This window comes from Providencia sp. PROV109 (assembly GCF_033681625.1).
Lineage (GTDB): Bacteria > Pseudomonadota > Gammaproteobacteria > Enterobacterales > Enterobacteriaceae > Providencia > Providencia hangzhouensis.
Genome location: NZ_CP096320.1, coordinates 210,765 through 234,921, shown reverse-complemented (window position 1 = coordinate 234,921; position 24,157 = coordinate 210,765). Strand labels below are relative to the sequence as shown.

Annotated in this window: 22 protein-coding genes and 1 pseudogene; 13 read left to right on the top strand and 10 right to left on the bottom strand. The window is 35.5% G+C overall.

Translation table 11 applies throughout. From position 1 onward, the window contains the following. Positions 1-507 precede the first annotated feature (507 nt). From M1F25_RS01075 to M1F25_RS01035, 9 genes are all read right to left on the bottom strand, one after another. The gene (locus M1F25_RS01075) at positions 508-3,171 is read right to left on the bottom strand and encodes a type I restriction enzyme HsdR N-terminal domain-containing protein (protein WP_115168176.1); all 2,664 of its coding nucleotides are present in this window, start codon (positions 3,169-3,171) and stop codon (positions 508-510) included. A gap of 450 nt (positions 3,172-3,621) precedes the next feature. Continuing rightward, positions 3,622-6,048 carry a replication endonuclease gene (locus tag M1F25_RS01070; RefSeq protein ID WP_181489063.1) on the bottom strand — a complete coding sequence of 809 codons (2,427 nt, stop codon included), beginning with the start codon at positions 6,046-6,048 and terminating at the stop codon, positions 3,622-3,624. Then, positions 6,041-6,361, bottom strand: a complete 321-nt coding sequence (locus M1F25_RS01065; protein ID WP_006816227.1) for a DUF5405 family protein — start codon at positions 6,359-6,361, stop codon at positions 6,041-6,043. The genes M1F25_RS01070 and M1F25_RS01065 overlap by 8 nt, the downstream gene beginning before the upstream one ends. Next, positions 6,358-7,182, bottom strand: a complete 825-nt coding sequence (locus tag M1F25_RS01060) for a DNA adenine methylase (RefSeq protein WP_181489061.1) — start codon at positions 7,180-7,182, stop codon at positions 6,358-6,360. Before M1F25_RS01060 ends, M1F25_RS01065 begins: the two co-directional genes overlap by 4 nt. Then, the gene (locus M1F25_RS01055) at positions 7,175-7,471 is read right to left on the bottom strand and encodes a DUF3850 domain-containing protein (RefSeq protein WP_039855885.1); all 297 of its coding nucleotides are present in this window, start codon (positions 7,469-7,471) and stop codon (positions 7,175-7,177) included. The genes M1F25_RS01060 and M1F25_RS01055 overlap by 8 nt, the downstream gene beginning before the upstream one ends. 2 nt (positions 7,472-7,473) lie before the next feature. Next, positions 7,474-7,695, bottom strand: coding sequence for a TraR/DksA family transcriptional regulator (locus M1F25_RS01050; protein ID WP_006816224.1), 222 nt, complete (start codon positions 7,693-7,695; stop codon positions 7,474-7,476). Then, entirely contained in the window at positions 7,688-7,909 is a 222-nt protein-coding gene (locus tag M1F25_RS01045; protein WP_232368709.1) for a DUF2732 family protein, read from the bottom strand. The genes M1F25_RS01050 and M1F25_RS01045 overlap by 8 nt, the downstream gene beginning before the upstream one ends. Before the next feature lie 71 nt (positions 7,910-7,980). Further along, positions 7,981-8,415 (bottom strand): DUF5347 family protein, encoded by a 435-nt coding sequence (locus tag M1F25_RS01040; protein ID WP_006816222.1) that lies wholly within the window; start codon positions 8,413-8,415, stop codon positions 7,981-7,983. Positions 8,416-8,601: 186 nt separating this feature from the next. Beyond that, positions 8,602-8,874 carry a Cox family DNA-binding protein gene (locus tag M1F25_RS01035; protein ID WP_006816220.1) on the bottom strand — a complete coding sequence of 91 codons (273 nt, stop codon included), beginning with the start codon at positions 8,872-8,874 and terminating at the stop codon, positions 8,602-8,604. Positions 8,875-9,001: 127 nt separating this feature from the next. Between M1F25_RS01035 and M1F25_RS01030 the strand changes: the two genes are divergently transcribed. Both M1F25_RS01030 and M1F25_RS01025 read left to right on the top strand, forming a co-directional pair. Further along, the gene (locus M1F25_RS01030) at positions 9,002-9,295 is read left to right on the top strand and encodes a helix-turn-helix domain-containing protein (protein ID WP_006816219.1); all 294 of its coding nucleotides are present in this window, start codon (positions 9,002-9,004) and stop codon (positions 9,293-9,295) included. 66 nt (positions 9,296-9,361) lie between these two features. Then, a complete protein-coding gene (locus M1F25_RS01025; RefSeq protein ID WP_006816218.1) occupies positions 9,362-10,339 on the top strand; it encodes a tyrosine-type recombinase/integrase in 978 nt (325 codons plus the stop codon). Between the two features lie 267 nt (positions 10,340-10,606). Here the strand turns inward: M1F25_RS01025 and M1F25_RS01020 are convergent, their stop codons facing one another. Next, positions 10,607-11,194 carry a Spy/CpxP family protein refolding chaperone gene (locus M1F25_RS01020; protein ID WP_181489056.1) on the bottom strand — a complete coding sequence of 196 codons (588 nt, stop codon included), beginning with the start codon at positions 11,192-11,194 and terminating at the stop codon, positions 10,607-10,609. Positions 11,195-11,344: 150 nt separating this feature from the next. On the opposite strand from M1F25_RS01020, the gene cpxR reads away from it, so the two are divergent. The 11 genes and pseudogenes from cpxR (at position 11,345) to fcl (ending at position 24,146) form a co-directional block, all read left to right on the top strand. Continuing rightward, on the top strand, positions 11,345-12,043 hold the full coding sequence (cpxR, locus tag M1F25_RS01015; protein WP_004265224.1) for an envelope stress response regulator transcription factor CpxR: 699 nt from the start codon (positions 11,345-11,347) through the stop codon (positions 12,041-12,043). After that, positions 12,040-13,410 (top strand): envelope stress sensor histidine kinase CpxA, encoded by a 1,371-nt coding sequence (cpxA, locus tag M1F25_RS01010; protein WP_181489054.1) that lies wholly within the window; start codon positions 12,040-12,042, stop codon positions 13,408-13,410. The genes cpxR and cpxA overlap by 4 nt, the downstream gene beginning before the upstream one ends. Positions 13,411-13,882: 472 nt before the next feature. Further along, positions 13,883-15,319, top strand: a complete 1,437-nt coding sequence (locus M1F25_RS01005) for a capsule assembly Wzi family protein (protein WP_140172993.1) — start codon at positions 13,883-13,885, stop codon at positions 15,317-15,319. Positions 15,320-16,033: 714 nt separating this feature from the next. Then, positions 16,034-17,272 carry a hypothetical protein gene (locus M1F25_RS01000; protein WP_181489052.1) on the top strand — a complete coding sequence of 413 codons (1,239 nt, stop codon included), beginning with the start codon at positions 16,034-16,036 and terminating at the stop codon, positions 17,270-17,272. Beyond that, on the top strand, positions 17,259-18,218 hold the full coding sequence (locus M1F25_RS00995) for a glycosyltransferase (protein ID WP_181489050.1): 960 nt from the start codon (positions 17,259-17,261) through the stop codon (positions 18,216-18,218). Before M1F25_RS01000 ends, M1F25_RS00995 begins: the two co-directional genes overlap by 14 nt. Next, positions 18,208-19,425, top strand: coding sequence for an O-antigen polymerase (locus M1F25_RS00990; protein WP_181489048.1), 1,218 nt, complete (start codon positions 18,208-18,210; stop codon positions 19,423-19,425). The genes M1F25_RS00995 and M1F25_RS00990 overlap by 11 nt, the downstream gene beginning before the upstream one ends. Next, positions 19,418-20,590 carry a glycosyltransferase gene (locus M1F25_RS00985; protein ID WP_181489046.1) on the top strand — a complete coding sequence of 391 codons (1,173 nt, stop codon included), beginning with the start codon at positions 19,418-19,420 and terminating at the stop codon, positions 20,588-20,590. The genes M1F25_RS00990 and M1F25_RS00985 overlap by 8 nt, the downstream gene beginning before the upstream one ends. After that, entirely contained in the window at positions 20,583-21,497 is a 915-nt protein-coding gene (locus tag M1F25_RS00980; protein WP_181489044.1) for a glycosyltransferase family 2 protein, read from the top strand. The genes M1F25_RS00985 and M1F25_RS00980 overlap by 8 nt, the downstream gene beginning before the upstream one ends. Then, positions 21,490-22,029 (top strand): WcaF family extracellular polysaccharide biosynthesis acetyltransferase, encoded by a 540-nt coding sequence (locus M1F25_RS00975; RefSeq protein WP_181489042.1) that lies wholly within the window; start codon positions 21,490-21,492, stop codon positions 22,027-22,029. The genes M1F25_RS00980 and M1F25_RS00975 overlap by 8 nt, the downstream gene beginning before the upstream one ends. Then, a pseudogene (gmd, locus tag M1F25_RS00970) lies at positions 22,026-23,115 on the top strand (GDP-mannose 4,6-dehydratase); the annotation flags it as partial. The gene M1F25_RS00975 and the pseudogene gmd, both read left to right, overlap by 4 nt. Positions 23,116-23,180: 65 nt before the next feature. Next, entirely contained in the window at positions 23,181-24,146 is a 966-nt protein-coding gene (gene fcl, locus M1F25_RS00965; protein WP_181489671.1) for a GDP-L-fucose synthase, read from the top strand. The last annotated feature ends 11 nt before the right edge of the window (positions 24,147-24,157 follow it).

Genomic DNA, 24,157 nt, shown 5'->3' with positions numbered 1-24,157 from the left:
TATTTTTTCGCCCACAGGTAGGTGATCTCGATGGTTTAAATAATAATATAACCCCACTCTATTATATCAAAACCACAACACCAAGACTAATCCCCTGAATTTAACCCCCACCAAATCAACGCTTATCCGCCCTGTAATCCATTCTGAGACGACCTAAAATAATTGCTATCTAGCTATAGAAATTTGAATTTAACGCCGCTATGGCTCGGAGAATTTGCGGACTGATTACTAACAATAAACATATCGCCGCGCAATCGTAGCCCCGCCACGCCTGCCCACTAAATAGGTCGGTTTTTATGCACCCGCAAGAGATCGTCTGAACCGCGCCAGTGGTGGCGCTTCGCACAGATAACGATCCTTTTTTGATCTTGCGGATTTGGGCGGGAAATTGCAAAAGTACCTGAATATGTAAGAGAGGCGCCATATCAAACATTGTATTCACATAGTTTTATGTCATAGTTCCACATTAAAAAAATATATGCTTGTTATGTTATGGCGACATCCACTTTAATTTATTTCAACAATGCTTAAAGATACTCTTTTGCCTACGGAATCAATATCATTATCGATTCTTACTGTTATTTCTTGGTTTTTCCTATATTTTCTCATGTAATCTTCAGGACATTTAGCTTTATAGATTAACCCAGTTATGTCGCCTTGTTCTGATAGTTTGACAAAAATACCATATTTATCATGAACACTTTTAATTATACCTTTTATAGTATCACCAACATGATTTTTTGATTCAAACTCAGTCCATAGTGGATCTTTTAAACTTTCATTAAAGCGTTCAACATACTCTTTAGATGCATTAAAATCAGATAATACAGAGAACTCGTTATCACTTAAAATATGGCTAGCTAAAGAATCATGCTTATCTTGCCATTCCGATAAATAATCCATTATCAACTTTGCATTTTTAGCTACGATTTCCTTATCATAAAGACTTCCTTTTTCCCCCATGGCACTAGCAATTTCTTTTGCGACGGCGTCTGAGTCATAATCAGTATCTTCAGAAATAGCAGCAAGGTAATTAATATTTGATACCATGTCTAAATGAACGAATCCTGTCGATGTTATTTTTAATAAATCATTCTCATCAACAATATCTGTTGTAAAGCGCTCTGATTCTAAACAGAAGCCCTTTATTAGATAATTAACTTCTCTAAATATTACATCTTCGGATATACCATATTTAGCTATGCTTTCCGTTAAATCTCTAACAGAAAAATAACCTCTATATCCTGATGTACCTACGGATGAGTATTTATCATGAAACCATTTAAGAATAATATATCGAGTAAAATAATTAGGAGTTGTATCACTTGTTGTTATTGCAAATAGATTTTTCAAATATGAGGTATCACTTTTGTAAAATCTTTTATTCATGCGAAGGAGAACCCTAGTTATTATATATAAAGGTAAAGAATAACTTCCTTTTTGTTGCCTTATTTTTAAAATTTCGCCACTGGTTATATGGCCACTAGTGCAAAATTCCATAAATATTTCTAAAGCTCTTCTGATATTTTTTCCAGCAAGCCCAACAATAATACGTCTTATTTCTTTATCATAAATAAAAATTGCTCTAACTATAGATGTTAAATATATTGATTCCTCATCTCGGCCACACTCAACAGATATACCGTTACCTAGGTCATACTGAATTTTATTATTAGATTTAGCGCCCATTTTGTTTAGTATTAACTGTACTCGTGATAATAAAACCTCTTGGAACATTGGTGGTTCAATTTTAAACACCATATCTTTGATTGCTGTATCTAGAGGTGGTCGATTCCTATGATTGTCATATGTTTCATCACGTAGTGGCAGCATGATTAATACTCTAAATTCATTTTGTAACCATTGTGCTACTTCGAACATTAATAACTGTTCATCTCTAGTCCGTTTGTCACAATTATCTAATACAACTATTATTAATTTACTTCTCTCAGAACCCAAATACCTCGTGTAACATGATGTTTTTTTATTTAGATTTGATTCATTTTCTTTAATTATATTAAATAGTTCCCTATTTCTCTCATTTTCATCACTCAGTAATGCACCTAACCCCTTATTAAAGCTGTTTATTTCTACTGAATAAATTCTTCTCATTATATCTAGACTTTCAAAGTCTATTTCTGAATGAAGATTTTTTAGTTCATTAATTATTCTTTCTCTAACCCAGTCATATATCTCATCTTTATTTACGGGTGAGTTATTCATATTAATTCTAACCCATAAAGTTTCTTTTTTTATGTCCTCTGGTATGACTTTTTCTATTAAATGGTCTATAAACGTTGTTTTACCTGAACCAACACTACCTATGAGAAGAATTATTTTACCTTCTAACTCTCTTCTCTTTTTTAAACCATTCACTAATTCGTGAGGGTTTTTTAAATCATTAATTACTGTTCCATCTAAAGAGTAATCTATAACGCGGTTATTTATTACATTATTAATTGGGTCAAAATACCTTTTATTTTTAGTTGAAGATATATAACCATTAATTGCAATAAACTTTCTATCTTCAACACTATTTGGATTAAAAATATGTCTATATTGAGATATTAATTTATCACCAAATGAATTAAAACCAATTTCTTCATTTTGGATTCGCTCTCCACCAACATACCTTAATGGTCGAAAATAAACCTGTGGAAATAATTTTTTATTAATGATTTCAACATCTTTTAATAACGACGAGCGTTTTAAAAAATCAATCAGTTGTGCGAAATTTTCACTAAATGAGCTAGATTCAGTTACTTCAACCTCAATATTATCTGAATCCCAGTAACCCAGTAACCATGTATTCCCATCAGTAGCTACTAATTTAGTGAGAGGATTTATATTATTTGGGTACTGAGCATTAATTTCTGATGCATAAAGCCTAGCCTCACTAAATGCCTCCTGAAGATCTTCATTTGGTTTTTTAACCTCAATTACTACAACTGGTAACCCATTGATTCCAATTACATAATCAGGGTAGTGATTTTTTTTATTAGCTCTTTTTTTTATCAGCATCCCCCTTACATTATGTTTAGTAAGTATATCTTCTGTTTTTAAACCTAGTCCATCAGGTGGGGCCTTAGTTAGAAGGGTATATACATCATGCTGTTCTACATCACTTTCCGTTACAATATTTGTATCTATTAACAAATTTTTCTCGGTCATTAGATTAGCTCCAAAGCAAATAGCGCACTTATGTGCGCTATTCTAGCTATTTCACTAATAAATACACCTGATTATTTATACATACTATATATAGTGGTATAGTCGGATTATTACATACTACATATATTCATTAAGTATATTATACCATTTTTTATAATCCAAAGTGATTAGTTAACAGTTACTTAGAGTTATTTGACTTAAGGATGAAAAAATTATTTTTAAAATAAAAGTCTGGTAAACTTAATAAAAAAAAAAGCATTAGTCAACCTTTTTATGCACTGTTACTAATAATTTAGATATATATCACTATAGAGATAAATTAAACTAACTTATTGATAATTAGAATATATGTTATTTTGTTATCTATCATAAATTAATTTAATGATTTTATGATTCTTACAGTAAATATAAATACCAACAGATATCATAATGTAAACATGTTGTGAGTTTTTATTTAGTTAGTTTCTGATTTATCATTTTATTAATTTTCTCTATTGCAGTGAAATAGCGTTGCTTATATTTTTCATTAATTGCCTTTTTTTGTGCCTTCAACTCTCTCTGTTTCTGTTCTTTTCCATCTCTGCTTAAACTCAATCTCAATCGCCCTCCGTCAACTTTTATAAAATACAGTCCATTACTTACACCTAAACCGTTAATGAACATGGTTTCAATTTGTGGAATATCGAAATGAATGCCGACTTCATTAGCAAAAGTGACTATTTCCGACTGAGTTCCTTTATCACTCTCACTTAATTCAATGTTTGAAATCTGTCTTTGTTGATTTTCATGCGATATCTCGCTCTCTGCTGCGTTCTGTGCGTTTGTTTCTATAAATGCAAAACCGTATTCCTTGATGTTGCATACTTCACCTGAGCCGTGCTCAGGCTCGTAAAATTGCACATCTGATAGATTGGATGTGATCCGCGATCTACAGTTATTGACAGGACTCCGAGTCGCTCCGCTGTCGCTTCTTAAAAGATTAAGGTCAAGGTCAACCGCGCTTTTCTTGACGATTTCATACTTTCTTTCGCGGGTTTTAATGATTGGCGCACCGGATTTTAATTGGTTGTAGATACCAACTACTTTCTGAACCTCTTCCCCGTAGACGTTCACGTCATTAGTCTCACGAGCTACGCGGATCGTTTCTAATTTGCGTGGAATGCATGGACCACCTTGTGACATGACATACTCAAAAAAGTCACCGTCATCAGCCGCCGCGCGAACACGCTCCGCGATATCACCAAGGCTGTCAGCAATAGAAACTCCGCGCAATCGACGACACTCGCGATACGCACCTTTGGATGGGAGTTTGTAGAATTTGAATTGGGGGATACGCCATGTTGAAGCCCACGCAGTTACCGCCGCAGCCATGCTTTTTAAGTCCTTGCCGGTTTCATGATCAATTTCACCGTCAAGGGCGTAACCGTCGATATTTTTAGCGATATACTTCGCAATATATCCAACAGCTCCACCGCGGTTCATATGCTTACATTCGAATCGGAATTTTTGTGCCCCTGCTTCGTTCCCGTCCTCTTTCAAAGCTCGCTTGCGCATAACATCAATCGCTTCCGCGCGTTTCGCTTTATCAACAAATAGCAACATGTGCCAATGCGGTGTCCCGTCATGATGTGGCTCGACAACACGGACACCGTAAATATTGATATTTTTATCATTGAACGCTGAGCGAATACGTGACCAAACTTTGACTAAATAGCGCTGCCCGTCCTTTGGCGTAAAAGCCTCATCTTTCCACTTGTGATTGAGCACCGCGTAAAAATCATCTTTACCGGTTTCCTTGTTTTTTTCTTTGCGCTGCTTTGTCGGATGGTATTTGGACGGGCAAGTTAATGTAATAAACATGCCGATATCGCCACGCTCTTTCGCTACGCGTTCAATGCCCGCCATCTGAGCCATTAACTCCATGCGACGTATTTCAGGGTTCGAAATACTCGCCATGACTTTCTCAAACAGATCAAACCGCTCGCCCGTTTCAACATCTTGAATATCCATACCTTGCAGATATTGCATATTAGATAAACGCTGAGCTTGTACCTCGCGAATAGCTTGCTTACTAGCATAAGGCTGGCGATTTACACACACGTCCATATTCGCAATCATGATCGCCTCAATCCATTGGGTACGGTGAGCTTTCAGCTTTCTATGCCAAAAGTCTGCGTCAACTAAGCGTTGTACAGCCGCAATTACTTGGCGCGTGGTTAAGTTTTGCTTCCCTTTCCTGCGCTTTCTATTTTTCAAAACTTTCAAATAGCTTTGATAGTGAAAAGGACACACATGTAAACCATTGGAAAGCTCAGCTAAACGCCCATAAATCAGCGTTTGTGATGCATCTTCATAGATAACCTCACGATCACCGCCATTTTCCTCAGTCAACTTATCGCAATAGATTTCATAGAGACTAAAAAAACCACTGGAAATATGTTCTGCCAGTTTTTTAATTGGCTTGTCATACAGATCAAACAGTCGGTTAAACTGGCTAATTTCAGGTGTAAAACGAGTGGATAGCGTCAATAGCGCTTTTGTATCTAACTCATAGCGTGAATTAACAGCTGTAATGCGAGGGTAGATTTTTTTGTAAAAGTCAGAACGCAAATACTCATACGCTTTATATTGCCCTGACTCTTTAATAAGGTTCTCATAGTGCTTTTGAATACGGTAACGCAAGATGCGCGGTAAAGTTTCTACTTCACCTAAAATCGCTTGCGCATGAATTAATTGTTCATGCGATAGAGATTTTCCCAAAGCATCTATATCAGCTTTGTAATAATTATTTTCTTTGGGCTTATTCCACGAATACGGAAAATCCATATCAGCGGAATAAGTTAATCCCTGTTGCGTGAAATCCAATACCTTAGACATTAAGCGCCCCGCCCAATGTTTCTGGTCTTAATAAATTAATGGCTGTTTCACAACGACGAGAAATGACATCAACAGTCTGGCGGTAAACATCCAGTGTCTTGATGCCTTTCCCTTTTACTCTCATGACATGATATGAGGTCAGCTCAATCGCAATAAACCACGGATCAGAGCTACAACAGACCAACTCATAACAACGAGTTTTATTATTGATTTGCAGTAAGCGCCACTGAACATTTTTAGAATCATCGACATGGCGCTGAATCGCAAAGCGAGTACCGCTAATGTATACGCCATCTTTAGGGTCAAGCATCATGACTCAACCCCTGCCAAAACTGCGATAATTTCAGTTGCCGATTTACGATTTCCGTTCGCTGAAATTTTTCTCGGTGCTTCTATCTCATGGACAGTAAAGCCAAGATCAAGATACAGCTCTTTTGCTGCAAGAGAATTAGATACGGTAATAGGATTACCTTGACTGTCATTAATATCTTTTAATGCAACAGCCAACGCTTCTTGGTCTGCATCAGAAAAACCGGCAGTATGATAACGAGTGAAACTATCCCCCATATAAGGTGGATCGCAATAAACACCATCACCAAAATCAACGAGTGATAATGTATCTTGCCATTCAAGATTCAATATTCTAGTTTTGGTGAGATAGGCTTTATTACAGAAACTATCAATTTCATTTTTAGGGAAATAAGGTGCCTTGTAGTTACCAAAAGGAACATTGAATTTGCCTTGTTGGTTATAACGGCATAACCCATTAAAACAATGCCTATTTAAATACAAAAATAAACTAGCTTGTCTAACCTGAGACATGCTTGATTTTGGGCTATTAAACTCATTTCTAAGCCGATAATAATCGATATCATTATTATTTTGCTTAAAAAAAGTTGAGGCTTCAAATATGACTCCATCTGGTACAAATGCTAGTGCTTCATAAAAATTAATTAAATCGGGATTAACATCAGCAATTAAATACTCCGCATAATCAGTATTCATCATTACTGCGCATGAGCCAGCAAATGGCTCAACCAAGCGGCTTGCTTTAGGCAAATGATGGCGTAGCTGCTCCATAATGCCAACTTTAGAACCAGCCCACTTGAGGGTAGTTTTATTAGATTTAGCCACGAAAATTATCCTCAATTCGAATAATTGAAAAAGAAATCATCACAAATTCAGGTAATGGCTTTAGTTCAGGATAAACATCGTTAATCTTTGTGATGTCAGTAATTAAGCATGAAATAGCATTACCCGTGTAACTGGCATATGGTTTATTGATTGAATTGAATTCACGTAAAAACAGCTCGTCACCCACCTGAAAATCTCTATCAGCACGGCGAAATTCTGCTGTTTTCAAACCATCTTGAACCAATCGAAAGTAACGAGGTGCAAGCTTAAGCTCATGTCTTCTTTTCACCGTCACACGCTCCGATAATGTTTGCTTTTAAGCTCAAAAATCGCTTGGCAATCAACGCAACGAGTACAGCCCATTGAGGCTATGCGACGCTGTTCAGGAATTGGTTTATCGCAATCTTCACACTCAAAAGCAGAAGCACTAACAACACGGCTTGTAACTGCTTTAATTTGCTGCTCTCGCATCAACATTTCGTGCTCACTTGCGCGGTCAATCTCTTTAGACATGATTCAGCTCCGCAGCTTGATTTTCTAAATGCTCAGCGTCACCCATCAGCAAATGAAAAATTTCAACATGGGTCATTTTTTCTTTTAACACTTTGTAAGCTAAAGAACGCTGGCGAGCAGCAAAGCCGTCAACAAGCGTTTTTCGCTCATCTTCTCGGTTGGCTTTGATGTTTTCTGCAACTGGGGTAAACACTGGATCAGGAAATTTCTTCATATTCATTACCTATATTCAGGTTGTAAAAAGTCCTGACAAATTAATGTCATTATTTTTATTGGTTAATTAAATTAGATTGGCATTGCTATTTGATTCGGAATTAATGCATTTAATGCCTTTATTTGATTGAGTGCTGTAATAAGTTGCTTTTGCTCGGCAACATTTAAATCATCAAATTTCATTTCTCTTTTTTCACTTAATTTCGCAAGATGAAAAATCATATTTAATATTCTTTCGTCTTGTTCTCTTAAATAATCAATGAAACCTGATAGCTGTTGATTATTCGGCTCTTCTTTACGACATTTTAATAATTCTGTTTTCATTTCCGCAGCTCTATTTAGTGCCGCAGTGCGTTCTTCTATCGTTCCCCCATCATTAAAGTATCTGTCATATGATTTTCTTTTTTTGCAATGAGCGCTAGACAAGCTTGATTGAAAGCTAATAATTTTGGCTGTATCTACTTTTTCGCCGTGATTATGTTTTTCTTTCATTGCTGCGCTGCCCATAATCAAACCCCGTAAAGGCTGTCGATGTAATTAGTTGCTTGAGACATCGAATCAAATAACCCGAAAGAATTATCATCACGTTGAACATGAAAGCGAGTTACTGGATTCAGCGCCTTCGCCGGTAACATAACTATTTGAAAGTTACGATACTTAAAGCTATGTGTTGAAACCTGTATGACTCCCATATTACAAACCCAACCATAAAAGCCATGCATCACGCTGTTCTTTCGGTCGATTTGAGTGAGCCTCATCCATACCTTTATTAAAAGCAGTGATACTAATCCAAACCTCCCCAGCTCGACTTTCCGGCTTTGTTGGATCTCTAAATTCGATCACTGGCAATTTTCCACTTTTAACCATGGAGTCAACCGCGCCCTTACTTTTACCAATCATCTCGGCAAACTTAGCTACAGGCACAGCGTTAACCGGATATTTTACATTGATTTGCTCTTTGTTCATTTGCTACCCTCGTTAGATCAAACCCTTTAAAACTGTTTATCTCTGGTTTTGAGGGGTTTTCACGCCCTCAATGGTTTTAATTTTAAAACCATTGAGGGAAATATAGTCTGGACATTGGAACCTGTCAATGAATATTTCTCAGAAGATAAGAGCCATTAGGCAAGCCGAAGGATTAACTCAAATTAAATTTTGCGAGCTACTGCAACTTCCACTAAGTACATTAAAAAATTATGAAGGAGGACACTCCAACCCTGCCTTAAATACCATTCTTCAAATAACCAACCATCCACGATTTGAAAAATACACGCTATGGTTACTGAATGACAAAGTAGCGCCAGAAGCGGGTCAAATAGCACCGGCTCTCGCACACTGTGGGCAAGAGAAAGAAACCTCACCCCGCTCAGAAAAGAAAACTGGTTAGACGTTCTATATCTATATTCTGATTACTGCTGGTCACAGTCAGTCAGTTACATCGGAGGGCTTACTTATGGCAATTAAGAAGCTCAATGATGGTCGATACGAAGTGGACATTCGCCCTAACGGAAGCAAAGGGGCTAGATTAAGAAGGATTTTTGCTCGCAAATCAGAGGCATTAACTTTTGAAAGATATGCAATAGTCAACGCCCAAGATTATGCTGAAAACGCAACACTATCAGGACGATTGAGACTAGACGCTATTCTCGATAAATGGTGGTTATACCACGGACAAACATTAGAGAATGGCGAAATTGAAAGAATGCAGTTACGAAAAACAATTAAGCTATTGGGAAACCCCACTCTGAATCAACTAGGCAAACAAACCCTACTTGAACACAGGGGGAATAGACTGATGAGTGGTATCAAAGCGACAACAATAAATCGGGATATGTACCGTTTATCTGGCATGTTTTCTGCGCTTGAAACCCTAGAATTGCTTGATTATAAAAACCCACTAAATGGATTACCTCCATTAAAAGAGGAAACTCCTGAAATTATTTTTCTTAGTGAGGAACAAATTATTTCTTTGCTAAATGAGTTCACTGGTGATTACAAGCTTTTCGCTCTCCTTTGTTTAAGTACCGGTGCAAGGTGGGGTGAGGGTGCAGCATTACACAGTGAGCAAGTTCAGAATGGAAGAGTAACATTTTTGAAAACAAAAAATGGCAAGAAGCGGATTATCCCGATATCTGACAAACTGTCTGAACAAATTAAGACTAAAGATTCAGGTCCGCTATTTGACATAAATTACGAGACTTTCAGGCTTGCATTACGAAATTTGTTCCCTGAACTCCCTAGGGGTCAAGCTACTCACGTTTTGCGGCATACGTTTGCTAGTCACTTTGTTATGAATGGTGGGAATATTGTTGCTCTTAAAGAAATTCTTGGTCATGCAAGCATTAATCAGACAATGGTATATGCTCACTTAGCGCCAGATTACTTAGAGTTAGCAATAAAACTCAACCCGTTAAATGACATAAAAATTTAATTGTCTTGAGGTGGGCGACCGTCCACATTCCGTCCACCTCTAAAAGCTTTTATGAACTTTTATAATCATTTAACAAGTTATAACTTGTTGTTTTTTAATGATTTGATTTGTAAGTCATTGAAAAAAAAGCCCCTAAAAGGGGCTATAAAGACAGGGATGGTGTCTATGGCAAGGAAAAACTTCACTTATTGCTACTTCACTACTTACTATGGAACTCAGGATATAAAATTAACTAACTTGCATTACTACAGGTACTAACAACTAAACTTATTGAAACTGCATCGCTTGAAATTCCGCCATTTTATGCTGATTCATTTCTTGTTGGTGAATGTGTTCAAGCTCTGTTTTCTGTTCTGGCGTTAACAACTGGTACAATTCATGGTGAATTCGAGCCATTTCAACACGTTGTTCCAGTTCTTTTTGCATTCGCTTTTCAAGCTCTTCACGAACCGCTTTGTCATCAAAGCTATCCGCTATAATTAATTTATGCAGCGCTTCACGTTCTTTAACTAAAGCAATGTTATCAACATGATAATAGCGCTGTGTTGCCATTAAATCGCGTAATTGCTGGCGCTGTTTTTCATTTAACGTGATACCATTAAACATAAAGGTACTAGCACGTTCTTCACTGCTAAATAATTCATGATGTTGAAAGGGCACAACCGCATTGCCTGACGGCGTAGTAGTTGGCTCAGACTGCATCTGTAACATCAAAGGTGTTGAACTTTCATTTGCAGCACTTTGTGGCTCTTCTGCAAAAGCAACCGCTGGCCCGAACACAAACGCAGAAGCTAAAACTAACATTGCGGTTTTATGTACTGTATTATGTACTTTGCTATGTGTTGTTCTCAGCATTTGACACCTTGTCTCCGAACTGTGCTCGTGATTCAATGTGAACAAATATACACCTGTGGCTGCAAACTAGCGTCAGAGCATGTAAAAGAACGTAAAGTCATGGAATCGTACAGATTGTTATCGTATTTTGGCAGTTGGAGGACTTAAAAAATGCATAAAATCCTATTAGTTGATGACGACCGTGAACTCACGTCGCTATTAAAAGAACTGCTGGAAATGGAAGGTTTCAATGTTGTCATCGCCTATGATGGTGAACAGGCATTACAGCAAATTGACTCATCCATTGACCTGTTACTACTTGATGTCATGATGCCGAAAAAAAATGGTATTGAGACATTAAAAGAACTGCGCCAAATCCATCAGACCCCCGTAATCATGTTAACGGCTCGCGGTAGTGAGCTAGATAAAGTTCTGGGCCTAGAATTAGGTGCAGACGACTATCTACCTAAACCGTTCAATGACCGTGAACTGGTCGCGCGTATTCGTGCTTTATTACGCCGCTCTAACTGGAGCGAACAAACCCAAGGCGACAATAGCAATACCCCTGTTTTACAAGTTGATAAACTGCAACTTAACCCAGGCCGCCAAGAAGCCAGCTTTGATGATGAAATTTTGGACTTAACAGGTACCGAATTTACGTTGTTATATCTGCTCGCACAGCACCTAGGCCAAGTTGTTTCTCGTGAACACCTTAGCCAAGAAGTACTTGGGAAGCGCTTAACACCGTTTGACCGTGCTATTGATATGCATATTTCAAACTTACGCCGCAAACTGCCAGAGCGCACTGATGGCCAGCCGTGGTTTAAAACTCTACGTGGCCGCGGATACTTAATGGTTTCTGCCACATGATCAACAGCTTAACCGCAAGGATCTTTGCGATCTTCTGGTTTACCCTCGCGCTAGTATTAATGCTAGTGCTGATGGTTCCCAAGCTCGACTCTCGGCAAATCACCGTCCTTATGGAGAGTGAACAACGCCAAGGGGAGATGCTTGAACAACATATTGAAGCCGAACTCGCACAAGCTCCGCTCAATGACCTTCTTTGGTGGCGGCGAATTTCTAACGCCATCAAAAAATGGGCACCACCCGGCCAACGGTTGATTATCGTCACCAGTGAAGGCCGTGTGATTGGTGCTATGCCAAGTGAAATGCAGGTGATACGTAACTTTATTGGCCAGTCCGATAACGCAGATCACCCGAAAAAGAAAAAATATGGACGAGCTGAAATCCTCGGGCCATTCTCCATTCGCGATGGGGAAGACCACTACCAGCTATATTTAGTTCGCCCAGCAAGCAGCCCGCAATCTGACTTTATTAACTTATTGTTTGATAGGCCTTTCTTATTACTGATTGCCACAATGCTGATCAGTGCTCCGTTATTATTATGGTTATCTTGGAGTCTCGCCCGCCCTGCTCGTAAATTAAAAATGGCCGCGGACGATGTAGCGAAAGGAAATTTACGTCCACACCCAGAACTAGAAGCCGGCCCACAAGAGTTCTTGTCTGCTGGGAATAGCTTTAACCAGATGATCAGCTCACTTGATGGTATGGTTAGCGCACAGCAACGCTTAATCTCTGATATTTCTCATGAATTACGAACTCCATTGACACGTTTGCAGTTAGCAACAGCCTTATTGCGCCGTCGCCATGGGGAAAGTAAAGAGTTAGAACGCATCGAAACCGAGACCCATCGCCTAGATAGCATGATTAACGATTTGCTGGTGCTATCTCGTAGCCAGCACAAAAACGAGATCTTGCGTGAAAATATCAAAGCCGATGAACTTTGGGGCGATATCTTAGATGACGCTAGCTTTGAAGCCGAACAAATGAACAAAACCCTCGAGGTCACTTCTAACCCCGGACCTTGGCCGCTATATTGCAACCCTTCTGCTGTCGGGAGTGCTTTTGAAAATATTGTGCGTAACGCACTACGCTATTCGCACACGCATATTGCCGTTGATTTCAAAGAAGAAAATAACGGTATTTTAATCACTGTCGATGATGATGGCCCTGGTGTTAGCCCTGCTGACCGTGAGCACATTTTCCGCCCGTTCTACCGCACGGATGAAGCTCGGGACAGGGAGACCGGTGGGACTGGTTTAGGTCTTGCAATTGTTGAAACCGCGATAACACAACATAAAGGTTGGGTGAAGGCTGATGATAGCCCATTAGGTGGTTTAAGGTTACAAATCTGGCTACCTGAACACGGCCGGTAAATTAATTTTATTCATACAAATAAACCCCCTTATTTTCATTCTCAATATGGGGGTTTATTTTTTTCAGTTAACTTATACCTATTAATAGGGAATAGTCCTATATTGCATCTAGAAACAACAATCCCCAAATACCTAACCAATATAAAACTCTATTTTGCTATTTTTCACACGCAAAAAAAAGAATAATAGAAAAGAATTTTTGAAATTAGCAACGTACTAGCCTAGTAAAAAGCATATCGCTTTACATCTTAAGATGTTACTAATTCCTATACCTAACATATTAATCTGATATTCTGTTATTACTTAGTTAAAGTGTGATAGCTGAGTTAATAGAAAGCACAGAAGCCCAACTCAATGCAAATTAAGATACTTATAATGTGGCGGATAATAATCATATTTTAACTCTATTTATAGGTTTTCATTTATTAACCTGTTCAGTATTAGGCGAACTCAACTTCAAATGGATTTATCAATGAAAAATTTCAAGCTCACTAAGCTAGCAATACTTGCTGTGCTCGGAACCATCAGTGCACAAAGCATTGCAGGGGGATTAGTTCTACCAGATAACAACTTACGCAGTGACCTTGCTTGGCTTTCTGAACGTAACGTTATTCAAATTAGCTTATCTACTTGGCCACTGTCCCAAGAAGAAATCACACGTTCTTTAAATAATGCAAATATTACTAATAGCGAACAAGAAGCCATTATTCAGCGCATTAAAAAGAACCTTGACCGTAAGAAAAACAGTGTTCAACTAGAAACTCACCTTGCATCTAGCCACAACTCAATGCCACAAGGCTTTGCTCAAAGTGAATATAGTGATATTCGCTATACCGTTTCAGGCAATTACAGTACTGACGATATAGACTTAAACCTCACCGCGAATGGCGAACGTGCTTTACGTGTTGAAAATGGTTCTGATTACAACCTCAATGGTTCATACGGTGGTGTAAAAATTTGGAACCAGTGGGTAACTTTTGGTGAGATCCCACAATGGTGGGGCCCCGGCCACGACGGCAGCTTAATTCGAACTGATGCCGCACGCCCTATGACCGGTTTCTTAATTCAGCGTGCAGACCAAAGCCCATTTGAAACACCATGGCTTTCTTGGATTGGTTCATGGCAATATCAGTTAACAGCTGCACAATTCAAACAGTATGATCCCAAAAATACTAAACTGATTGGCCTGCGCATGACCATGAACCCAACTGATTTCTTCGAACTCGGTGGTTCACGCGTGGTCATGTGGGGAGGCGATGGCCGCCCTAATAACTGGGATTCCTTCTGGGATGCCATGGGCGGGAAAGATAATACAGGCGACAAAAACAAAGACCCAGGTAACCAGTTAGCCGGTTTAGACTTCAAACTGAAACTTTACCCATTAATCGACCTACCCGTCAGTTTCTATGGCCAAATGGTGGGTGAAGACGAGGCTAACCTCTTCCCATCGAAAAACGCCTTTATGGGTGGTATCGAAGGCTACCACACCTTATGGGGCCAGCCACTAAATTGGTATATTGAAGGCGCGAACACCCATACAGAGTGGAATAAAGATAACGTCATGTATCGCCACTTTATCTATACTGAAGGCTACTATCAGCAAGGTGCATCACTAGGCCACGCAATGGGCGGTGACGGGCGCATGCTCACGACCAAAGTGGAATACACTCTCGATGATGACAACCGTGTTAGCACCCGCCTCATGTATGCGAAAGTGAATAAATCTAACTTTGATGGCAACAAGTTATTCCCTAAATCAGAAACCATCAAAGGTGTTGATTTCGGTTGGTGGCATAACTTTGACTATGACATCAGCACTGACGCGAAGGTTTGGGTATCTAAAACTGATTACGAAACACGCAATGACTTAGGTGCAGCCGTTACAGTAAACGTGCCGTTTAAGTGGTAATTGGCACACATTGAGTATATTTAATCGAAAACGGGTTATGTTTTGGCATAATCCGTTTTTTTATCCAAAAAAATTGTCATTCTAGTCAAAAATATATTACACATATAATTTCTACCGATAGCCAAGTGAATTAATATAATCAATTAAGCATTTTATTAATCTATTACTACTCTAAATTAGGATAAATATGGAGATATAAGCATCTCGTTTTTATTAAACCCACACTAAAAGCAATGATATACAAGGAATAACTTAACTTAAATATATAATCACATACAAGGCGTAAGAATAGGATTATAACCTGATAATTTAAAATAATTTATTGTATTGCTACTCCCCTTAGGACTATTCCCTAACACTATCACAGTGATAGTCAGTAACTAGCTTTAATGGTATTATTAAGCGCTTTTTACTTGACCAAATAAATGCTGAGGCATACCCTTTGGCGGTAAAAAAACAATAAGCTTTGCTTATCAATTGAGCAAATTAGCAAAAAATGCAATGTTTTCAATTAATAAGTATGCATTTACAAATTCAATGGTGCTCTGGGACCCGACAACCCAGTGCGGTAGCTATGGGTGTTAACCACCTTTATACTGATTTTTTAGCTAAAAAGAATCAATATAACAAGGTTAAAATTATTTTTATGTAAACTCTTTTATAAAAAGACCTCATGAATATATTTTATTTTCCTTATCTTAATTATTATATAAAATGTTCTCTTATAAAACACAATTACAATCCTTATTTGTTAGATTATTTGTCTCTGCAATTGGTTTTTTGGTTAGTATCATAATAGTTAGACTTTATAGTAAAGAGATTGTCTCCGATTATTTTTTATATGTAAGTTTCGGTAATCTTTGCGCTCAAATACTCACTTTTGGCTGTACACCGACAATAAATAAACTAGCATCTGAGGGAGTATCTTTTAAAAAAATAATATATAAATATATAACTCAATACAAACCTTACTTTATATTTTTCGTAGTATCATTGTTGATTATTTCTTCTTTATATAGTCAATTAAAATTATTAAGTTTAGCAGTTGTTTCTATATTATTATTTGCACTTCTCATTCAGAGTGAAATTCTAAAAGGCCGAGGAGACTATTTATACTCACAATTATTTACAGGAGCCATTTCAAATATTTTATTCCTAATGATATCCATTTTTTTAAATAAAAATTTCAATATAACCATACATGAATTAATATTAATATGGTGTATATCCCTTATATTTTCAAACTTATTATGTATACTTGTCAACAGTAAATACAATCAGAATAAAGATATCAGAGGTAATCTTTTTGATAAGAATAAAACCCAAAAAATATATATATCTATGGTAATAGTGTACTGTTTTTCTCAAATAGATTTATGGGTTGTAGCATCTTTTTTTGACGAGAATATTATAGCTCAATATGCATTGAGTACTAGACTAGCACTATTATTAACATTTCCATTAATGGCAGCTAGAAATATAACAGCGTCCAAAATACCCATATATATAAATAAAGACAAAGCCATATTACAACAAGAAATTTCCAAATCTTGTCTTTTTTCTTTTTGCATAAGTACATTAGTCCTTTTATTTATTATATTTTTTGGAAAATTTATAATTCAAGCTATTTATAGTTCTGAGTATGATCTGGTTTTTTACTTATTGCTGATATTTGCAGTTGGTCAACTAATTAATTCATTAACAGGTCCATGTGATCAATTGCTAACTCATACAAACCAAGAGTATATCTATCTAAAACTTACAATTTTTAGTTTTATTTTGTTATTATTCTTTATATTAACCCTTTATATTTTAGATTGTAAAAATATTTACTATTATGCATTTTCAGTTTCTTTTGTAATTATAATACAAAACATATTAATATCTTTTTATGTGTATAAAAGGTTGCATATAATATCTTTGCCTTTGAGAATGAAATATGAAAATAGATAACTTACTAGCACAGAAATTCGGCTCTAATAAAGTCCTGGTTTATCCTAAAATAGAAGATGTAGAAAAATATAATACTTACCTAAGATTACTTTACACCGAAAATGTTAAGTCTATGTCAATTAGAGAACTCATATTGGTTCTATTTAATATAAAATTACAATATGATACATTTCATTTCCATTGGATAGGTATAAGTGATACCAAGTCATTTATTGCTACAATAATCGTACTATTAGTTGCTCTAAAATTTAGATTATATCAAAAAACTGTTATTTGGACTCTACATAATAAATACCCACATAAAAAAAAGTTTTACAGACTTAACCGTTATATTGATAAATTTGCTGCCAAAATAAGTAGTTATCTACATGTTCATGGATGCAGCGCTATAAATATAATGAGTGAGATTTTATATCAAAAAAAAGATAAGTTCTTTATTTACCAGCATCCTAATTATAATGTGAAAAAATTTAGTAAAGAAGAATTAGAGCAAGAAAGAGAAAAAATCGGATTAGAAAAAAATGACTATGTAATAATAATACCAGGCATAGTTCATGAGTATAAAAGAATATTTGAAACATTAACATTTATATCCAAATTAGATTGCAAAATAATTATTCTAGGTAAAGATCGGTGTGAATCCACTAATTATAAAGATAAAATAAAATCACTTATTGATAGAAATAACAAAATCATATGGATTGACCGATTTGTTTCTGATTACGAAATGGATCTGTATCATCAAATCAGTAATCTTGCAGTTTTTAATTATGAAGACATACTAACATCAGGAAGTGTAATAAGGTCTTTAAACTGTCAAACAATCACCTTAGCTCCAAACCAAGGATGTTTAAAAGATATAAAAGATATAAATCTATATCTTTTTGATAATGAAACAGAAATACCCACGATAATTAATAAAATCAGGTCTAAGAATGCGATTTAATATTTTCAAACCCAAGACTTTATTATCGATAGGAATAATAATATATATTTTTTTACCATTTTTCTTTCACCTATTATATGAAGATAACCAATTTCAATATTCTTTTTCAATTTCAGATTTTTATGTTTACTTTCCTATACTGTGTTATTCCTTTGCATTGGTACTAATTCGGCTTAATTTTAAATTACCAAAAATTAAAATCAAAGAAAGAGCAGCAAATAACAATATCCTACTTTATTTAACACTTCCAACTTTATTTTTTTGCTACCTCTTATTTTGGAAAATTAATGAAACCTTTGGATACTATAACGAATCTCAAATTTTAGAAAATATAATTAATTATAGAATAATTGTTGAACGTGACTCAGCATTAATAATCATGACAAGAAATTTCATTACCACTTTACTAATTTTCATTTCAACAACTAGCTGGTACTGTTATTCCACCAGCAAGAAAAAAATATTTAGAGTATATATAATACTGTCACTTTCTTTATTTTTATATATTTCTATTTTAAGTGGACGTCGTATTGATTTAGTCAACTTAATATTACTTTCTTCATATTTCTTATCCTTTAATGCTTTATTTAATGGTAAAAAACTAGGCCTCAGGTTAGATATTGCTGCTATATTCAGCATAATATTCATAAGCCTAGTTTCATGGTATTCATATTTTCGTCAATCAAAAGAAGTTTCATCTTCAATAGGTGACTTAATTTATGAGTTTGTTCGTAGATTTGATGGGGTATATCCTAACTTTTATTATTTATACAATAGCCCATTAGCCTATGATTGGTTTTATGGAGTAACTTATATAAGGTCATTCCTTAATATTTTACCTAGGAATTTATTCCCTTGGAAACATGAAAATTTGCAAATGTATTTTAATGACCACCTCCGGTTATGGGATAATAGTGGAATGGATTTTGGTAACTTTGGAGAAGTATGGGTTAACTTTGGCCCTTTCTCATTAATAATGCTTCCTATTATTATCTATACTTTCAAATATTTTCTAGAATCAATATACCAGGGAGTAGTTAAAAAAAACTATGTTAGCATTTGTATCTATTCATATATAATATATAGTATACTTTATTTTTTTTCATCTCCTATCGACTCAACTAATTTCATGTTTATAATAATAAATTTATTTATAACCTATATACTAGCCAAGCTATTTTCATCAAAAAAAAATAACCATGAATAACATTTTATTAGTAATACCCACATACTATCCAGCTATTAAATATGGTGGGCCTATATTTTCCACATTAAATACTTCTGAAGAGATAAACAAATTAAACAATATAAAATTATCGGTAGTAACAACTAATGCAAATAAAAATGAAAGATTAGACATTATAACTAACCAATGGATAAAAATTAATAATACTGACATTAAATATTACAATGACTCTATTATAGATAAGTTATCATTTCCACTTATGTTTAACATATGGAAAGATATAAAAAAAAATGACATCATACACATTCAATCTATATTCAACACTCCAACACCGATTTCGCTATTTTATTCAAGGGTCTTAAAAAAGCCTATTGTTTTATCTCCAAGAGGTAGTCTAGGTGATTGGTGTTTATCTAATGGTCGAGGTTCTTTTATAAAAAAAGCTTGGATTAACCTTTTGATAAAACCATTTTCTAATCATATAACTTGGCATGCTACATCAAACCAAGAAAAAAAGGAAATCTTAACATTATTCCCTAATGCTAGAATAAAAATAATACCTAATGGTGTAGATTTAAATGAATATAAAAAAAAACCAGCTATACCATATAATCAGTGGAAAAAAAAATACAATATAAACGAAAAAGATAAAATCATTATTTCCATGGGGCGCATTGAAAAGAAAAAAGGCTTTGATATTTTAATTAAATCATTTCATAACGTCATCTCTAAAAAAAACAATCTAACTTTGCTAATTGCAGGGCCAGATCATGGAGAACAAAAAAAACTAATGGAATTAGTTAAAACACTTGAATTAACAGAAAAAGTTCATTTTGTTGGAATGTTATCTGGGGATGATAAGCTATGTTTTCTTAAGTATGCAGATGTTTTTGTTTTACCATCATATAATGAAAACTTTGGTAATGTTTATCTAGAAAGTTTAGCATCTGGAACACCTATCATAGCAAGCAAAAATACACCGTGGTCTGAAGTAGAAAAAAATCAATGTGGCTTGTGGGTTAATAATAGCATTGAGGAAACAACTCAAGCGATAATTAATATTTTAGATAGTGACTTAAAATTTTTAAGTCATAATAGTATTCATTTTTCTAATAAGTATTCTTGGAACCAAGTAGCAATTGAATTTAAAGATCTTTTTAACTCAATGAAGGGTGATAATGAATAAATTATCTGTAATTATACTTACATACAATGAAGAAAAACATATTGAAAGGTGTATTAAATCGTTAAAAGAGTTCGCTCATGAAATATTTATTATTGACTCATTTTCTACAGATAATACCGCCGAATTAGCTAAAAAATTAGGAGCTATAGTTTATAAAAATGAGTGGCCTGGAAATCATGCTGCTCAGTTTCAGTGGGGGCTAGACAATTGTCCCATCGAAACAGATTGGATTATGAAAATGGATGCCGATGAATATGTTACAAATGAGTTATCCCTTGAAATAAAATCATCCTTATCACAAATATCAAATGATGTATCTGGAATTTATATTAAACGCCGGGTTTTTTTCATGGGAAAATGGATTAAGCATGGAGGATACTACCCTACATGGCTGCTCAGAGTTTGGCGTTACACTGATGGACACATGGAACAGCGCTGGATGGACGAACATATTAAATTAACCCGTGGTTCTGTTATTAAATTTAAACATGATATAGTAGATGATAATTTGAACAGCCTGACTTGGTGGATTGAAAAGCACAATAACTATGCAACTAGAGAAGCAGCTGACACTTTAAATATAATCTACCAATTTTCTTCATCTTGTGGTATCTCACCTAAATTATGTGGAACTCAGGAACAAAGAAAACGCTTTCTAAAATTACAATATGTAAAATTACCTCTGTTTATCAGACCTATTCTTTATTTTTTCTATAGATACATAATTAAACTAGGTTTTTTAGATGGAAAAAGGGGGTTAATATGGCATCTTTTACAAGGATTCTGGTATAGACTTTTAGTAGACTGTAAAGTTTTTGATATTAAAAGAAGAACCCCAAAAGTCACATCTAAAAACTTAAAAATAATCTTAAAAAAAATATACGGAATTGATTGGAAAAATGATTAAATTATCAGAATATAATTCATCATATAAGCACGGCAATATAATTAAAAGGTTATTATGGCTATTTTTAAGCCTAATATTCTTTGAAAATAGCTTACCATTCCCAACTAAATTTAAAGTTATTATTCTAAAGCTATTTGGCTCTAAAATTTCAAAGAACATCGTCATCAAACCTAATGTCAAAATAAAATATCCTTGGAATTTAGAGATTGGGGCATATTCATGGATTGGTGAATATGTATGGATTGATAACTTAGCCCATGTAAAAATTGGCTCTAATTGCTGTATTTCACAAGGAGCTTATTTATTAACAGGTAATCATGATTATAAAAAAAGTACTTTTGACCTAATAATAAAAAATATTGAAATAAAAGAGGGTGCTTGGGTTGGAGCAAAAGCAATTGTTTGCCCTGGTGTTACAATAAATAAATACGCGATTCTATCTGTAGGCTCAGTCGCTAATGCTGATTTAACAGAAAACTATATTTATCAAGGCAATCCTGCCATATTAAAAAAAGTAAGAGTATTAGAATGAAAATAGCACTAATTACAGGAATCACAGGCCAAGATGGCTCTTATTTGGCAGAGCTTCTTTTAGAAAAAGGGTATGAAGTTCATGGTATTATCAGAAGAGCCTCATCTTTCAATACAGAGCGCATTGATACCACAATATCTAAATCAGATAATATTCATCTACACTATGGTGACTTAACTGATTCCTCCAATCTTATTCGCCTAATTAAAGATATTCAGCCAAATGAAATTTATAATCTTGGGGCAATGTCGCATGTAGCCGTTTCATTTGAATCGCCAGAATACGCTGCTGATGTCGATGCAATGGGAGCTCGAAGCAATTCGCATAAATGGATTAGAGAAAAAAACCCGCTTTTACCAAGCTTCAACATCTGAGCTCTATGGTGAAGTTCAAGAAGTACCACAAAATGAAAAAACTCCTTTCCACCCTCGCTCGCCATATGCTGTAGCGAAAATGTATGCTTATTGGATCACGGTAAATTATCGTGAATCATATGGTATGTATGCTTGTAATGGAATTTTATTCAACCATGAATCCCCGCGCCGTGGTGAAACGTTCGTTACACGTAAAATCACTCGTACTATTGCCAACATTTCACAAGGCTTAGAGCAGTGCCTATATTTAGGTAATATGGATGCTTTACGTGATTGGGGACATGCAAAAGATTACGTTCGTATGCAATGGATGATGTTACAGCAAGACCATGCTGATGATTTTGTTATCGCGACAGGTAAACAAATTTCTGTTCGTGAATTTGTACGTATGTCCGCTAAAGAAGCTGGAATTGAGCTTTCATTTAGTGGCACTGGCGTAGATGAAATTGCAACCGTTACTAGTGTAAATAAAGCACTAGCGCCGAATGTGAATGTTGGTGACATTATAGTTCGTGTTAGCCCTAAATTCTTTCGCCCAGCTGAAGTTGAAACCCTTTTAGGCGATCCATCGAAAGCAAAAGAAAAATTAGGCTGGTTCCCCAAAATAACAGTTGAAGAAATGTGTGCTGAAATGGTTAATGCTGATATAGCAAAAGCTAAACAGCATGCTTTATTAAAGCAACATGGCTTTGATGTTTGTATTTCTCTTGAAAATACAAACAGCTTTTCAAAAGCAAAAAAGAAATTAGATCTTAAAGCTCATGGCTTAATTGGTGAATAAAAATGAAAACAGTGTTTGTTGCTGGCCATAATGGCATGGTTGGCTCAGCAATAGTTAGGCAATTACAAAACCGTAACGATATTGAGCTAATCACAAAATCACGTCAGGAATTAGATCTAACAAGTCAGTTAGCTGTTGATAATTTCTTTGCTCAAAATGATATTGACGAAGTCTATTTAGCTGCTGCTAAAGTGGGCGGTATTCATGCGAATAATACTTATCCCGCAGATTTTATTTATGAAAATTTAATTATGGAATGTAATATTATTCATTCAGCTCATAAATATAATGTTCAGCACTTACTATTCTTAGGCTCATCTTGTATTTATCCAAAGTTAGCAGTACAACCGATGTCTGAAGATGCCCTGTTAACGGGTATCCTTGAATCAACCAATGAACCTTATGCAATTGCAAAAATTGCTGGTATCAAACTTTGTGAATCATATAACCGACAATACGGACGTGATTATCGCAGCGTTATGCCAACCAACCTATATGGTGAAAACGATAATTTCCATCCAGAAAACTCACATGTTATCCCAGCGTTAATGCGCCGTTTCCATGAAGCTAAGCTTAATAATGACGAAGAAGTCGTTGTTTGGGGTACAGGAACCCCCATGCGCGAGTTTCTTTATGTCGATGACATGGCTGCAGCTTCAGTTTATGTTATGGAGTTAAACAAGGAAACACACCAAGCAAATACCCAACCAATGTTATCTCATATTAATGTTGGTACAGGAATTGACTGTACTATTCGTGAAATGGCTGAAACTATGGCTAAAGTTGTTGGTTTCAAGGGAAATGTTGTTTTTGACAGTACTAAACCTGATGGCACACCAAGAAAGTTAATGGATGTCTCTCGTCTGAAAAGCCTAGGCTGGGCATATTCAGTCGATCTTGAAAATGGATTAAATAAAACCTATCAATGGTTCCTGCAAAATCAACATAATTTTCGTAAATAGTGGATTGAATA